The 14,243-nt window shown below is 54.0% G+C and carries 10 protein-coding genes and 3 tRNA genes; 11 read left to right on the top strand and 2 right to left on the bottom strand.

All coding sequences use genetic code 11. The features are described from left to right. Positions 1–29: 29 nt before the first annotated feature. Both WF513_RS07800 and cysS read left to right on the top strand, forming a co-directional pair. Positions 30–1,694: a glutamine--tRNA ligase/YqeY domain fusion protein gene (locus tag WF513_RS07800; protein WP_339083019.1), complete on the top strand. Its 1,665-nt coding sequence runs from the start codon at positions 30–32 to the stop codon at positions 1,692–1,694. A 62-nt stretch (positions 1,695–1,756) separates the two neighbouring features. Then, on the top strand, positions 1,757–3,139 hold the full coding sequence (gene cysS, locus WF513_RS07805) for a cysteine--tRNA ligase (RefSeq protein ID WP_339083021.1): 1,383 nt from the start codon (positions 1,757–1,759) through the stop codon (positions 3,137–3,139). A 167-nt stretch (positions 3,140–3,306) separates the two neighbouring features. Here the strand turns inward: cysS and folD are convergent, their stop codons facing one another. Next, complete coding sequence (gene folD, locus WF513_RS07810; protein ID WP_339083023.1) at positions 3,307–4,161, bottom strand: bifunctional methylenetetrahydrofolate dehydrogenase/methenyltetrahydrofolate cyclohydrolase FolD; 855 nt, start codon at positions 4,159–4,161, stop codon at positions 3,307–3,309. Positions 4,162–4,432: 271 nt separating this feature from the next. Here folD and WF513_RS07815 point away from each other — a divergent pair. From WF513_RS07815 to WF513_RS07855, 9 genes are all read left to right on the top strand, one after another. Next, a tRNA-Arg gene (locus WF513_RS07815) sits at positions 4,433–4,509 on the top strand. Positions 4,510–4,541: 32 nt separating this feature from the next. Beyond that, positions 4,542–4,617, top strand: a tRNA-His gene (locus WF513_RS07820). Between the two features lie 53 nt (positions 4,618–4,670). Then, a tRNA-Leu gene (locus WF513_RS07825) sits at positions 4,671–4,755 on the top strand. Between the two features lie 125 nt (positions 4,756–4,880). Beyond that, positions 4,881–6,191 (top strand): trigger factor, encoded by a 1,311-nt coding sequence (gene tig / locus WF513_RS07830; protein ID WP_339083025.1) that lies wholly within the window; start codon positions 4,881–4,883, stop codon positions 6,189–6,191. A gap of 90 nt (positions 6,192–6,281) precedes the next feature. Then, on the top strand, positions 6,282–6,917 hold the full coding sequence (gene clpP / locus WF513_RS07835; protein ID WP_339083027.1) for an ATP-dependent Clp endopeptidase proteolytic subunit ClpP: 636 nt from the start codon (positions 6,282–6,284) through the stop codon (positions 6,915–6,917). Positions 6,918–7,027: 110 nt separating this feature from the next. Beyond that, entirely contained in the window at positions 7,028–8,308 is a 1,281-nt protein-coding gene (clpX, locus tag WF513_RS07840; RefSeq protein ID WP_339083029.1) for an ATP-dependent Clp protease ATP-binding subunit ClpX, read from the top strand. Between the two features lie 149 nt (positions 8,309–8,457). Beyond that, the gene (gene lon, locus WF513_RS07845; RefSeq protein ID WP_339083031.1) at positions 8,458–10,851 is read left to right on the top strand and encodes an endopeptidase La; all 2,394 of its coding nucleotides are present in this window, start codon (positions 8,458–8,460) and stop codon (positions 10,849–10,851) included. A 137-nt stretch (positions 10,852–10,988) separates the two neighbouring features. Further along, positions 10,989–11,261 (top strand): nucleoid-associated protein HU-beta, encoded by a 273-nt coding sequence (gene hupB, locus WF513_RS07850; RefSeq protein ID WP_010490206.1) that lies wholly within the window; start codon positions 10,989–10,991, stop codon positions 11,259–11,261. A gap of 218 nt (positions 11,262–11,479) precedes the next feature. Next, positions 11,480–13,357, top strand: a complete 1,878-nt coding sequence (locus WF513_RS07855) for a SurA N-terminal domain-containing protein (RefSeq protein ID WP_339083037.1) — start codon at positions 11,480–11,482, stop codon at positions 13,355–13,357. A 66-nt stretch (positions 13,358–13,423) separates the two neighbouring features. Here WF513_RS07855 and fabI read toward each other — a convergent pair whose 3' ends face one another. Further along, on the bottom strand, positions 13,424–14,218 hold the full coding sequence (gene fabI / locus WF513_RS07860) for an enoyl-ACP reductase FabI (protein ID WP_339083039.1): 795 nt from the start codon (positions 14,216–14,218) through the stop codon (positions 13,424–13,426). Between the last annotated feature and the right edge of the window lie 25 nt (positions 14,219–14,243).

Here is a 14,243-nt window from a genome sequence, read left to right on the forward strand (position 1 = left end):
TGCCGCGCACCTGCATGATCAAGGACCCCATGAGCAAGCCAGAAGCTGTCGCCGCCGCTAATATTTTTCGCTCCATTGTCCAGGCTGATTTGGACGCGGGTAAGCACGCGAAAATCATCACCCGTTTTCCGCCAGAGCCCAATGGCTACTTGCATATCGGCCATGCCAAGTCGATCTGCTTGAACTTCGGCTTGGCTCGCGAGTTTGGCGGCGAGTGCAACCTGCGCTTCGACGACACCAACCCGGCTAAGGAAGACCAAGAGTACATCGACGCAATCAAAAGTGACGTGCAGTGGTTGGGCTTTCAGTGGGCGGGCGAGGCGCGTTATGCCTCCAATTACTTCGACCAACTGCACGACTGGGCTGTTGCATTGATCAAAGCTGGCAATGCTTATGTCTGCGACCTATCGCCAGAACAGGCCCGCGAATACCGCGGCAATCTGACTGAGCCTGGTAAGAACAGCCCGTTCCGCGAGCGCAGCGTTGAAGAGAATCTCGACTGGTTCGCGCGCATGAAAGCCGGTGAGTTTGCCGATGGCGCTCGCGCGCTGCGGGCCAAGATCGACATGGCTTCGCCGAACATGAACCTGCGCGACCCGATTCTTTATCGCATTCGCCATGCCCATCACCATCAGACAGGTGATAAATGGTGCATTTACCCCAGCTACGACTTTACCCACGGCCAGTCAGATGCCATTGAGGGCGTAACTCACTCGATTTGCACGCTGGAGTTCGAAGACCATCGTCCGCTGTATGAATGGTTTCTGGCCCAGTTACCGGTACCGGCGCAGCCGCGCCAGTACGAATTTGCCCGGCTTAACCTCAACTACACCATCACCAGCAAACGCAAGCTCAAGCAGTTGGTTGATGAAAAGCACGTGAATGGCTGGGACGACCCGCGCATGTCGACGTTGTCCGGTTTTCGTCGTCGTGGCTACACACCGGCTTCGATCCGTGCATTTTGCGACATGATTGGAGTCAATCGCGCTGGCGGCGTGGTGGATGTCGGCATGCTTGAGTTTGCCATCCGTGATGATTTAGACGCCAATGCCGCTCGCGCCATGTGCGTGCTCAAGCCGCTTAAAGTGGTCATCACCAATTACCCAGAAGGTCAAGTTGAGAGCCTTGAATTGGCGCGCCATCCAAAACAAGAGATGGGCGTACGGGTTCTGCCATTCAGCCGCGAGATTTATATCGACGCCAGTGACTTCGAAGAAGTCCCGCCAGCGGGCTTTAAGCGTTTAATCCCAGGTGGTGAGGCCAGGCTGCGCGGCAGCTATGTGATTCGCGCTGACGAAGCGATTAAGGATGCCGACGGCAATATCGTCGAACTGCGCTGCAGTTATGACGAAAATACCCTCGGCAAAAACCCGGAAGGGCGCAAGGTCAAGGGTGTAATCCACTGGGTACCAGCGGCTGAAAGTGTTGAGTGTGAAGTACGCTTGTACGACCGTTTGTTCCGCTCTGCCAACCCTGAGAAGGACGAAGAGGGTGGTAGCTTCCTCGCTAACATCAATCCGGATTCCTTAGTGGTACTCAAGGGCTGTCGCGCTGAGCCATCGCTGGGCAATGCAGCACCGGAAGAGCGCTTCCAGTTCGAACGCGAAGGTTATTTTTGTGCGGACATCAAGGACAGCAAGCCGGGTGCACCAGTGTTTAACCGTACTGTAACGCTGCGTGATGCCTGGACTTAAGGCTCAGGCGATTTGATTAAAGCCAGGCCGGTGCGCTGGCCTGAGGTTTCCAAGGAACTGCAATGCTCTCGATCTACAACACGCTGACCAAAAGCAAAGATGCGTTCAAGCCGCTGGTGGGTAACCAGGTGCGCATGTATGTGTGCGGCATGACGGTTTATGACTTTTGCCATATTGGTCATGCGCGGGTCATGGTGGCATTCGATGTGGTCACGCGCTGGTTGCGCCACCGCGGTTATGACGTGACCTACGTGCGCAACATCACCGACATCGACGACAAGATCATCAAGCGCGCCAACGACAACGGTGAGCCGTTTGAGGTGCTGGTTGAGCGCATGATCGCCGCCATGCATGAAGATGAAACGCGACTGAATGTGTTGCGCCCGAATCAGGAACCGCGTGCCACCGAGCATATCGCTGGTATGCACCAGATGATCCAGACCTTGATTGACAAAGGGTTTGCTTATGCGCCGGGCAATGGTGATGTGTATTACCGAGTCGGTAAATTTGTTGGCTACGGCAAGCTGTCACGTAGAAAGATCGAAGACCTAAAAGTCGGCGCGCGCATCGAGGTCGACGAAGCCAAGCAAGACCCCCTGGATTTTGTGTTGTGGAAAGGCGTCAAACCCGGTGAGCCAAGCTGGCAGTCGCCTTGGGGCGCTGGTCGCCCTGGCTGGCATATTGAGTGTTCCGTGATGTCGACCTGCTGCCTAGGTGAAACCTTTGATATTCACGGCGGCGGTCCGGACTTGGTGTTCCCGCACCACGAAAACGAAATCGCTCAAAGTGAAGCGGCCACCGGCAAGCCCTACGCCAACGCTTGGATGCACGCCGGTGCAGTGCGCGTGAATGGCGAGAAAATGTCCAAATCGCTGGGCAACTTTTTCACTATTCGCGACGTGTTAGAAAAGTACCACCCGGAGGTGGTGCGCTACCTGCTGGTGTCCAGCCACTACCGCAGCCCGATTAACTATTCAGAAGACAGCCTCAAGGAAGCCAAGGGAGCATTAGAGCGTTTCTACAATGCCCTGAAGGGTTTGCCTGACGTTGCTCCTGCTGGCGGCGAAGCCTTTGCTGAGCGTTTTACGGCGGCAATGGATGATGACTTCAATACTCCAGAAGCTTGCGCCGTACTCTTTGAGCAGGTTCGTGAGGTCAATCGTTTGCGTGAGGGTGATCCCCGCGCAGCTGCCGGTCTTGCCGCACACCTGAAAGAGTTGGCTAAAGTCCTGGGCGTGTTGCAGCTTGATCCTGAGGTGTTTTTGCAAGCAGGGGCAACCGGCAAGGTCGACGCAGCGGCCGTTGATGCTCTGATTGCGGCGCGACTGCAGGCCCGCGCTGAGAAAAACTGGGGCGAATCAGATCGAATTCGTGACCAGCTTACAGGTATGGGCGTGGTGCTTGAGGATGGTAAGGGGGCTACGACTTGGCGCCTGGCTGACTAGCGTTAATGCTCAATAAAAAACCGCTCACGAGCGGTTTTTTATTGAGCAATGGTTTGATTCCATTTGGTTGTAACGTTAATAGATAAAGCCACACACGGATGCGCTTAATAAACAGATGCGGGTAGCCTTGACGATATCTGTGCTGAAATCACCATGCCACTACTCAATCAGTCGTGCAGATGCTCAGCCGCATGCAGGGTGTTTTCCAGCAAGCAGGCGCGGGTCATGGGGCCTACTCCGCCGGGCACTGGTGTGATCCAGCCAGCCCGGAGCAGGGCCGTTTCATACACAACATCGCCAATAAGCTTGCCGTCACTTTGACGATTAATGCCGACGTCAATGACGATAGCGCCTTGCTTGATCCATTCACCCGCGACTAAGCCTGGTTTCCCGGCGGCCACTACAACAATATCGGCCAAGCCAACATGCATAGGCAGATCTTTAGTAAAGCGGTGCGTGACGGTGACCGTGCAACCAGCCAAAAGCAATTCCATCGCCATCGGCCTGCCAACGATATTCGAAGCGCCCACGACCACGGCATGCATTCCATAAAGGTCCACGCACGTGCTCTGCAGTAAGGTCATGATGCCCTTCGGGGTGCAGGGCCGCAGTAATGGCATCCGCTGGGCCAGGCGGCCGATGTTATAGGGATGGAAGCCGTCGACGTCTTTGTCCGGACGAATGCGCTCAAGTAATAAGGAGGCGTCGAGGTGCTCTGGTAGCGGCAACTGCACGAGAATGCCGTCGATGCTGGGCTCATCATTAAGGCGGTCGATCAACGCCGTTAGGTCAGCCTGGCTGGTGGTCGCTGGTAAGTCGTAGGCTTGTGAAAGGAAACCGACTTCTTCGCAATCCTTGCGCTTGTGTGACACATAAACCTGGGAGGCGGGATCGCTGCCCACCAGAATAACTGCAAGACCGGGCGCGCGAAGGCCCTGTTGGCGTCGCTCGGCGACGCGTTGGGCGATCTGCTGGCGCAGGCTGGCGGCAATTGCTTTGCCATCGATCAGTTGTGCAGTCATTGCGCTTGGTTAACCATTAAATAAAGTATGTAAAAGTGGTGCGTATTCTCGCATGACCATGCTGTGGGGCAAAGTCAGTTGCCAGGGTTATCGCGTAACTCCTTTAAATGGCTGATTTTTTTAACTTTCCCTGTTGACGGCCGGAAATCAGCTCTATAACATTCGCCCCGCTTGTCGAGCACAGCCTGTCGCTGGGTAAGACGGCAAAGGTCGAAGCTGCAAAGTTTTTTCCGAAGCCGAAAGCTTTAAATCTGCATCTGCAGATGGATAAGTGCCCGTAGCTCAGCTGGATAGAGCATCCGCCTTCTAAGCGGATGGTCGCAGGTTCGAGTCCTGCCGGGTGCGCCATTGGCGATCTTGGCTCAAGCAAATGCAATATGGTGGGCGTAGCTCAGTTGGTAGAGCACAGGATTGTGACTCCTGTTGTCGTGGGTTCGATCCCCATCGTCCACCCCATATTCTAAAAGCGCCAGGTTAACGCCTGGCGATTTTATATAAAGCTTTACCACGCGGATGTGGTGGAATTGGTAGACACACTGGATTTAGGTTCCAGCGCCGCAAGGTGTGAGAGTTCGAGTCTCTCCGTCCGCACCATCTTTTAGCTCCCTCCCGTTTGCCGCCTGCACCTAGGGTGACTTCTGCAAATTGACCCTCTAGAATGCAAACCCCTTTAGGGGTCGGTAAGCGGCCGGCTTATGTCTGTGCAACGAGGATTATTCATGCAAGTTTCCGTTGAAAACACTTCTGCCCTTGAGCGTCGTATGACCGTTGGCGTTTCTGTCGAGCGTATCGATGCTGAAGTCAACAAGCGTCTGCAGCAGACGGCCCGTAGCGCCAAAGTCGCCGGTTTCCGCCCTGGCAAAGTACCCATGAGCGTGATCCGCCAGCGTTATGAAGACTCCGCGCGTCAGGAAGTATTGGGCGATCTTATCCAATCCACCTTCTATGAAGCCGTTGTTGAGCAAAAGCTCAATCCAGCGGGCGCTCCGGCCGTTGAGCCGAAGTCTTTCGAGAAAGGCAAAGACCTGGAATACGTGGCTACCTTCGAAGTGTTCCCGGTGTTCACCGTTGCCGGCTTTGAATCCATCGCGATCGAGCGTCTGCATGCGCAAGTGGCTGATGCTGATGTCGATAACATGCTGGAAATTCTGCGCAAGCAAAACACCCGTTTTGAAACCGTTGAGCGTGCCGCTGAAAATGGCGATCAACTGAATATCGATTTTGTTGGCAAGATCGACGGCGAAGCATTTGCTGGCGGTTCGGCTAAAGGCACTCAGCTGGTTCTCGGCTCTGGCCGCATGATCCCAGGCTTTGAAGAAGCGTTGGTGGGTGCTAAGGCAGGCGAAGAGCTTGTTATCAACCCAGTTTTCCCGGCGGATTATCAGAATTTAGATCTAGCGGGCAAAACGGCCGAGTTCAGCGTCACGCTCAACAGCATTGCAGCACCCCAGCTGCCTGAGCTGAATGAAGAATTCTTCGCATTGTTTGGTGCTAAAGAAGGCGGCTTGGAAGGCTTCCGTGCTGAAGTCCGCAAGAACATGGAGCGTGAGCTGCGCCAAGCTGTTAAATCTAAGGTTAAGAACCAAGTGATGGATGGCTTGCTGGCTGCTAACCCAATCGAAGTGCCTAAGGCGCTGATCAGTAATGAGGTTAATCGTCTGCGCGTTCAGGCTGTCCAGCAGTTTGGCGGCAACCTGAAGCCTGACCAGCTGCCCGCTGAGTTGTTTGAAGAGCAAGCCAAACGCCGTGTTGTGTTGGGCCTAGTTGTAGCTGAAGTGGTTAAGCAGTGTGAGCTGAAGCCAGATGACAGCCGCGTTCGCGAAATGATTCAAGAAATGGCGTCGGCCTACCAAGAGCCTGAGCAGGTTGTGGCCTGGTATTACAAAAACGACCAGCAAATGAACGAAGTACGTTCGGTTGTACTGGAAGAACAAGTTGTAGATACTGTTTTGCAGAAGGCCAACGTGACCGACAAATCGGTCTCGTACGAAGAAGCTGTCAAGCCGGTAGAAACTCCTCAGGCCGACTGATCCTTTACCTCGTTCGAACGCGTCATAAGCCAGCCTTCGCGCTGGCTTATGCGCATTTGCAATATGACTATTTAGGGAGCGAGTGTACGTATGTCCCGCAATCCTTTTATGCAGCAAATGACTGATATCCAAGCCGCTGGCGGCTTAGTGCCCATGGTTGTTGAGCAGTCCGCTCGCGGTGAGCGCGCCTACGACATCTATTCGCGCCTGCTCAAAGAGCGCGTGATATTTCTTGTCGGACCTGTAGAAGATTACATGGCCAATCTGATCTGCGCGCAGTTACTGTTTCTTGAAGCGGAGAACCCGGACAAGGATATTCACCTCTATATCAATTCTCCGGGCGGTTCGGTAACGGCGGGCATGTCGATTTACGACACCATGCAATTCATTAAGCCTGATGTGTCGACCACCTGCATTGGCCAGGCCTGTAGCATGGGTGCCTTTTTGCTGACTGCCGGCGCGGAAGGTAAGCGTTTCTGCTTGCCTAATTCTCGCGTAATGATCCACCAGCCACTTGGCGGTTTTCAGGGGCAAGCATCGGACATCGAAATCCATGCTAAAGAAATTCTCTTTATCCGAGAGCGCCTCAATACGTTGATGGCCAAGCACAGTGGTCATACCCTGGAAGAAATCGAGCGCGATACCAACCGTGATAACTTTATGAGTGCTGAAGCCGCTCGTGAATACGGCTTGATCGATGCAGTGATTGAAAAACGTCCTGCTTAATATATTAAACCCAGGATAGGGTGGTTCGGTTTTCCTGCCCTCAGCAGGCTTGAAAAAGCCTGCCTAAACCCCCATCTTGTGTTTTAAGCCTACCGGATTGGATTGATCGAATGACTGACACCCGCAACGGCGAGGACAACGGCAAGCTGCTTTATTGCTCCTTCTGCGGCAAAAGCCAGCATGAAGTGCGTAAATTAATTGCCGGCCCCTCGGTCTTTATCTGCGACGAGTGCGTCGACCTGTGCAACGACATCATCCGCGAGGAGGTGCAGGAAGCTCAGGCCGAAAGCAACGCGCACAAATTGCCTGCCCCCAAGGAAATCAGCGCAATCCTCGACCAGTATGTAATCGGTCAGGAGCGAGCGAAAAAAGTCTTGGCGGTCGCGGTCTATAACCACTATAAACGCCTCAATCAGCGTGAAAAGAAAGACGATGTTGAGCTAGGTAAGAGCAATATTTTGCTTATCGGCCCGACGGGCTCGGGTAAAACACTGCTAGCTGAGACGCTGGCGCGTTTGCTCAACGTACCCTTCACCATTGCCGACGCCACTACCCTGACCGAAGCCGGTTATGTGGGTGAAGACGTTGAGAACATCATCCAAAAGCTGCTGCAGAAGTGCGATTACGATGTGGAAAAAGCCCAGATGGGCATTGTCTACATTGATGAAATCGACAAGATATCGCGCAAGTCAGATAACCCATCCATCACCCGTGATGTCTCTGGTGAGGGTGTGCAACAGGCGCTGCTCAAATTGATCGAAGGCACTGTTGCTTCGGTTCCGCCGCAAGGCGGGCGCAAGCATCCGCAGCAAGAGTTCTTGCAGGTTGATACACGCAATATCTTGTTTATTTGCGGTGGTGCGTTTTCGGGTCTGGAAAAAGTTATCCAGGGCCGTTCAACCAAAGGCGGCATTGGTTTCAATGCCGAAGTACGCAGCAAGGATTTCGGTAAGAAAGTGGGTGAATCCCTGCGCGCTGTCGAGCCGGATGATCTGGTTAAATTCGGTTTGATTCCTGAATTTGTCGGTCGCCTGCCAGTTATTGCCACCCTCGATGAGCTGGACGAAGCGGCTCTGATGCAGATTTTGACAGAACCTAAGAACGCTTTGACCAAGCAATACGCCAAGCTGTTTGAGATGGAAGGCGTTGAGCTGGAGTTCCGTCCAGATGCGTTGAAATCGGTTGCGCACAAAGCGCTTGAGCGTAAAACCGGTGCTCGCGGTTTGCGTTCGATTCTTGAGGGTATCTTGCTCGATACCATGTATGAAATTCCGTCGCAGTCCGACGTCAGCAAGGTCGTCATCGATGAAGGCGTCATCGAAGGCACATCCAAGCCGTTGATGATTTATGAAAATAAGGAGCTGCCTGCCAAGGCTGCGCCTGACGCGTAAAAAGCTTCGCAACATGTTGAAAGCAAGGGGCCTATGGGCCCCTTTGCTTTTCCTCCTTATCGGCTTGTTTTTTGTTTGGGCTACCCCCATCTTAGTTTCAAGGTCATCCCCTCTGTTTACGGCCCTATGGCCGCCGTTGAGTCCAAATCATGAAGACAACCATCGAATTGCCTCTCCTGCCGTTGCGCGATGTTGTGGTCTATCCGCACATGGTCATTCCGTTATTCGTCGGGCGTGAAAAATCCATTGAAGCCCTCGAGGCTGCAATGGCCGGTGAGAAGCAAATTCTGCTTCTTGCGCAAAAGAACCCTGGCGATGACGACCCTGATGAAGCCGGGCTCTATCGTGTCGGCACTGTAGCCACTGTCCTGCAGTTGCTAAAGCTACCGGACGGTACCGTTAAGGTGCTGGTTGAGGGCGAGCAGCGCGGTGAGGTTGAGCGCTTTATTGAGGTCGACGGTCATTGCCGTGCTGAAGTGCAGCTACTGGACGAGGTTGACGTGGCGTCCCGTGAGGCTGAGGTTTTCACCCGCAGCCTGATCAGCCAGTTTGAGCAATACGTGCAGCTCGGCAAGAAAGTACCGGCAGAGGTGCTAGCCTCGCTTAACGGCATTGATGAGCCAGCTCGCTTGGTCGACACCATGGCGGCGCACATGGTGCTGAAGATCGAACAAAAGCAGGAAATCCTCGAAATCACCGACCTGACTGCACGGGTTGAGCACGTTTTGGCGTTGCTCGATGCAGAGATTGACCTGTTGCAAGTTGAGAAGCGTATCCGCGGTCGCGTCAAGAAGCAGATGGAACGCAGCCAGCGCGAGTACTACTTGAATGAGCAAATGAAGGCCATTCAGAAAGAGCTAGGCGATGGCGAGGAAGGGCATAACGAACTCGATGAGTTGCGAAAGCGCATCGATAATGCCGGCATGACGACTGAAGCGCTGACCAAAGCTAACGCCGAGTTTAATAAGCTCAAGCAGATGTCACCGATGTCAGCAGAAGCCACTGTTGTGCGCTCCTACATCGATTGGCTGGTCAATGTGCCATGGAAAACTCAGAGCAAGGTGCGCCTTGACCTGGCGCGCGCTGAAAGCATCTTGGATGCGGATCATTACGGCCTTGATGAGGTCAAGGAGCGCATCCTTGAGTACCTTGCGGTGCAAAAGCGCGTTAAGAAAATCAAAGGGCCTGTGCTGTGTTTAGTCGGTCCGCCGGGTGTCGGTAAAACCTCGTTGGCTGAGTCGATTGCCAGTGCCACTAACCGTAAGTTTGTGCGCATGGCCTTGGGCGGTGTTCGTGATGAGGCTGAGATTCGGGGTCATCGGCGTACCTACATCGGTTCCATGCCGGGCCGTCTTATTCAGAAAATGACCAAGGTGGGGGTGCGTAATCCACTGTTCCTGCTCGATGAAATCGACAAAATGGGTCAGGACATGCGCGGTGATCCGGCATCAGCGTTGCTTGAAGTGCTGGACCCTGAGCAGAACCACAATTTCAACGACCATTATCTGGAGGTCGATTACGACCTGTCGGATGTGATGTTCTTGTGCACGGCCAACTCGATGAATATCCCGGGGCCGTTGCTCGACCGCATGGAGGTGATCCGACTGCCTGGCTACACCGAGGCGGAAAAGGTCAACATCGCGATCAAGTACTTGGTGCCCAAGCAGGTACAGAGCAATGGCCTGAAAAAGACTGAACTGGTCTTTGAAGAGGCGGCGATCCGCGACATTATTCGCTACTACACCCGCGAGGCAGGTGTGCGCGGCCTTGAGCGGCAGATTGCCAAAGTGTGCCGCAAGGTGGTTAAAGAGCACACCACCGAGAAACGCTTCCACGTTACTGCTACAGCTGATTTGTTAGAGCATTTTCTCGGTGTGCATAAGCATCGCTACGGTTTGGCCGAGTTGCAGGACCAAATTGGCCAAGTTACCGGGCTTGCCTGGACACAGGTCGGTGGTGAGTTGTTGACTATCGAAGCAGTCGTGGTACCCGGCAAAGGGCAGCTTATTAAGACCGGCTCGCTTGGGGATGTGATGCTTGAATCGATCACGGCTGCACAGACGGTTGTGCGCAGTCGGGCAAAAAGCTTGGGCGTGCCTGTGGACTTCTATGAGAAGCAAGACATCCATATCCACATGCCAGAGGGCGCGACTCCGAAAGATGGCCCCAGCGCCGGCGTTGGCATGTGCACGGCCTTGGTTTCAGCCCTGACCCAGATACCGGTGCGTGCTGATGTGGCAATGACCGGCGAAATCACCTTGCGTGGTCAGGTATTGGCGATTGGTGGGCTGAAAGAAAAACTGCTGGCCGCGCACCGTGGTGGCATCAAGACCGTGATCATTCCAGAAGAGAATGTGCGCGATTTGAAAGAGATTCCGGAGAACATTAAGCAAGACCTGCAGATTAAACCGGTTAAATGGATTGACGAGGTCCTGCAAATTGCGCTGCAATACGCGCCGCAGCCCTTGCCTGATGCGGCTCCCATGGTTGCGAAGGATGAGGCTCGCGAGACTGATTCCAAGGAGCGAATTAGCACGCATTAGCCGGAGAGGTTCCTTGACACATTTTTAGAGCCCTTGTTATAAAGCGGCTCTTATTGTGTCAGCAGGCTCTCAAGTACCAGCTTCGCTTACATTTAAAAGCAAGAAACAAACTCAATATAAATTAAGGGGACTTAAGAGTGAACAAGTCGGAATTGATCGATGCCATCGCCGCATCTGCTGATATCCCAAAAGCTGTTGCCGGCCGCGCGCTGGATGCAGTCATTGAATCCGTTACTGGCGCTCTGAAAGCCGGTGATTCTGTTGTACTGGTTGGTTTCGGTACGTTCGCTGTCAAAGAGCGTGCTGCTCGTACTGGCCGCAACCCACAAACGGGTAACCCGATCAGCATCGCTGCAGCCAAGATCCCAGGCTTTAAAGCCGGTAAAGCACTGAAAGACGCTGTTAACTAAGCTTCTTTCGGCTTTACCCTGCAGGTCAGCTGAATAGCTGATCTGTTGCGCGGTGGAACGTTCGGCTTGTTTTATTCAGTCGATGGCAACGAATCTGCTACCTGAGTTCGGTCCGCTTCGCCAGTTACGAGAAGGCGCATCCACTGATGCGCCTTTCTTCTATCCGGATTTTACCCACACTGCGCGGCTGCTTTTTTCACAGCCGTTCTGGGGGACGCATGCTGCAAAATATCAGGGACAATTCACAAGGTTGGATTGCCAAAACCATCATCGGCATTATTGTTGCGCTGCTTGCATTGACGGGCGTTGATGCGATTTTCACCAGCACCAGTAACAGCCAGAACGCGGCCGAAGTGAATGGTGTGGAAATCACTTCCGTTGACCTTAGCCAAGCGGTTGAGATGCAGCGGCGGCAGTTGCTACAGCAGTTGGGTCGCGACTTCGATGCATCCTTGCTCGACGAAAAATTGCTGCGTGAAGCTGCTCTTAACGGCCTAGTTGAGCGCACTTTGCTTCTCTCTGGTGCTCAAGATGCCAAGTTTGCATTCTCGCAACAAGCGTTGGACCAATTGATTCTGAAAACACCTGAGTTTCTGGTTGATGGTCAGTTCAGCGCTGAGCGCTTTGATCAAGTGATTCGTCAGTTGGGTTACAACCGTTTGCAGTTCCGCCAGATGCTGGAGCAGGAAATGTTGATTGGCCAACTGCGCGCTGGCCTGTCTAACAGCGGTTTCGTCACCGATGCCCAAGTGCAAGCCTTCGCTGCATTAGAAAAGCAGACCCGCGATTTCGCCACCTTGACCCTCAAGGCTGATCCTGGCGCGGTAATCCTCAGTGATGACGACGTAAAGGCTTATTACGACGCCAAAGCCAGCGAGTTTATGAGCCCTGAACAAGTGGTGCTGGAATACGTTGAGCTAAAAAAAGAGGCCTTCTTTGACCAGGTTGACGTCACAGATGAAGCGCTTGAAACCGCCTATCAAAGTGAAATCGCCAACTTAGCCGAACAGCGACGTGCTGCGCACATTCTGGCTGAGGTTAGCGACAAGCTGTCTGACGAGCAGGCTCAAGCTAAATTAGTTGAGTTGCAGAAGCGTCTTGAGAAAGGCGAGGACTTTGCAGACTTAGCTAAAGAGTTCTCCGATGACTCAGGTTCGGCAGGTGAGGGTGGTGATCTGGGCTTTGCGGGCCCAGGTGTTTACGATCCGACTTTTGAAGAGGCGTTGTATGCACTGGACAAAAATGCAGTATCAGCGCCCGTTCGCAGTGAGTTCGGCTGGCACTTGATCAAGCTGTTAGATGTTCAGGCGCCGGAAGTGCCCAGCTTTGCCAGTTTGGAAGAAAAATTAAAACGAGATCTGAAAACGCGTCAAGTTGAGCAACGCTTTGTTGAGGTCTCAAAAGATCTTGAAAATGCTGCATTTGAAGCATCAGATCTGGCGCAGCCTGCTCAAGAGTTAGGTCTTGAAGTCAACACCACTGAGGCGTTCGGCCGCGAGGGTGGCACTGAAGGTCTGACCGCTAACCGTCTGGTTATCCAGGCAGCGTTCAGCGATGAAGTGCTGGAAGGCGGCAGTAACAGCAGCGTGATTGAGCTCGATCCGAACACCGTCGTGGTGGTACGGGTGAGCGTGCACAACAAGCCCGAGCAGCTACCGCTTGAGCAAGTGACTGAGAGTATTCGCGCCCAGTTGATCAAGGTTCGTGCAAGCGAGGCCGTTAAAGTCGAAGCTGAAGAGCAGTTAGCTGCTTTGCGTGCGGGTAAAACGCCGATTGCACAGGCCGATGCCAAGCAGGGTTGGGATGTTGTGGAGGCGGCAACGCGCAGCCAAGAAGGTGTTGAGCCTGCGGTGTTGCAGGCGCTGTTCCGCATGCCCAAGCCTGAAGCTGCCGATAAGCCTAGCTTCGACGGTATTAGCCTGAGCAACGGCGATTATGTGGTCGTTCGTCTTAATGGCGTGAGCCAACCGCAGCAAGCGCTGTCGGATGAGGACAAGGCCATGTACAGCCGCTTCCTTGCCTCACGCGTTGGTCAACAGGACTTCGCCGCGTTCCGTAAGCAACTGGAAGAAGCCGCGGACATCGAGCGTTTCTGATCAGTGCGCCGCAATTAAAAATGCCGCTCAATTGAGCGGCATTTTTTGTTGCTGGCAATTGCGCAATTATTCTTCCATCGGGCCCATCGCGGTGGTGTTGAAACCGCCATCGACGTACATAATCTCACCGCTGACGCCTGAGGCGAGGTCTGAGCAGAGGAACGCACCGGCATTGCCGACTTCATCGATGGTCACGTTGCGTCGCAGCGGGGTCTGCTTTTCGTTGGCCGCGAGCATCTTGCGAAAGCTTTTGATACCGGAGGCTGCCAGCGTGCGGATCGGGCCTGCGGAGATGGCATTTACGCGAGTGCCTTCAGGGCCCAAGCTGCCAGCCAGGTAACGCACACCGGCTTCCAAGCTCGCCTTGGCCATGCCCATGACGTTGTAGTTGGGCATGGTGCGCTCGGCACCCAGGTAGGACAGGGTAAGCAGGCTGCCATTGCGGCCTTTCATCATTTCGCGGCCGGCTTTGGCCAGGGCAACGAAGCTGTAAGCACTGATATCGTGAGCGATGCGGAAGCCTTCACGGGTGGTGACGTCAGTAAAGTCGCCATTGAGTTGATCGCCCGGGGCAAAGCCTACCGAGTGAACGATACAATCCAGGCCATCCCACTTCTTGCTCAATGCTTCGAATACTGAGGCGATCTCTTCGTCGTTGGCTACATCGCAGGGGAAGCACAGCTCTGGGTTTGAACCCCAATCAGCGGCAAAGCCTTCAACGCGGCCTTTGAGCTTTTCGTTCTGGTAGGTGAAGGCCAGTTCGGCGCCTTCACGGTGCATGGCTGCCGCGATGCCGGAGGCGATGGACAGTTTGCTGGCGACGCCAACGATCAGTACGCGCTTGCCGCTTAGAAAACCCATGGGTGTGATTCCTCTTCCGCTCTAC

It is taken from the genome of Pseudomonas sp. TMP9 (genome assembly GCF_037943105.1).
Taxonomy (GTDB): domain Bacteria; phylum Pseudomonadota; class Gammaproteobacteria; order Pseudomonadales; family Pseudomonadaceae; genus Aquipseudomonas.

Coding starts and splice junctions, on each gene's coding strand:
- clpX (WP_339083029.1), top strand. CDS start 7,028: ATGACTGACACCCGCAACGGCGAGGACAACGGCAAGCTGCTTTATTGC.
- cysS (WP_339083021.1), top strand. CDS start 1,757: ATGCTCTCGATCTACAACACGCTGACCAAAAGCAAAGATGCGTTCAAG.
- lon (WP_339083031.1), top strand. CDS start 8,458: ATGAAGACAACCATCGAATTGCCTCTCCTGCCGTTGCGCGATGTTGTG.
- WF513_RS07855 (WP_339083037.1), top strand. CDS start 11,480: ATGCTGCAAAATATCAGGGACAATTCACAAGGTTGGATTGCCAAAACC.
- clpP (WP_339083027.1), top strand. CDS start 6,282: ATGTCCCGCAATCCTTTTATGCAGCAAATGACTGATATCCAAGCCGCT.
- WF513_RS07800 (WP_339083019.1), top strand. CDS start 30: ATGAGCAAGCCAGAAGCTGTCGCCGCCGCTAATATTTTTCGCTCCATT.
- folD (WP_339083023.1), bottom strand. CDS start 4,161: ATGACTGCACAACTGATCGATGGCAAAGCAATTGCCGCCAGCCTGCGC.
- tig (WP_339083025.1), top strand. CDS start 4,881: ATGCAAGTTTCCGTTGAAAACACTTCTGCCCTTGAGCGTCGTATGACC.
- fabI (WP_339083039.1), bottom strand. CDS start 14,218: ATGGGTTTTCTAAGCGGCAAGCGCGTACTGATCGTTGGCGTCGCCAGC.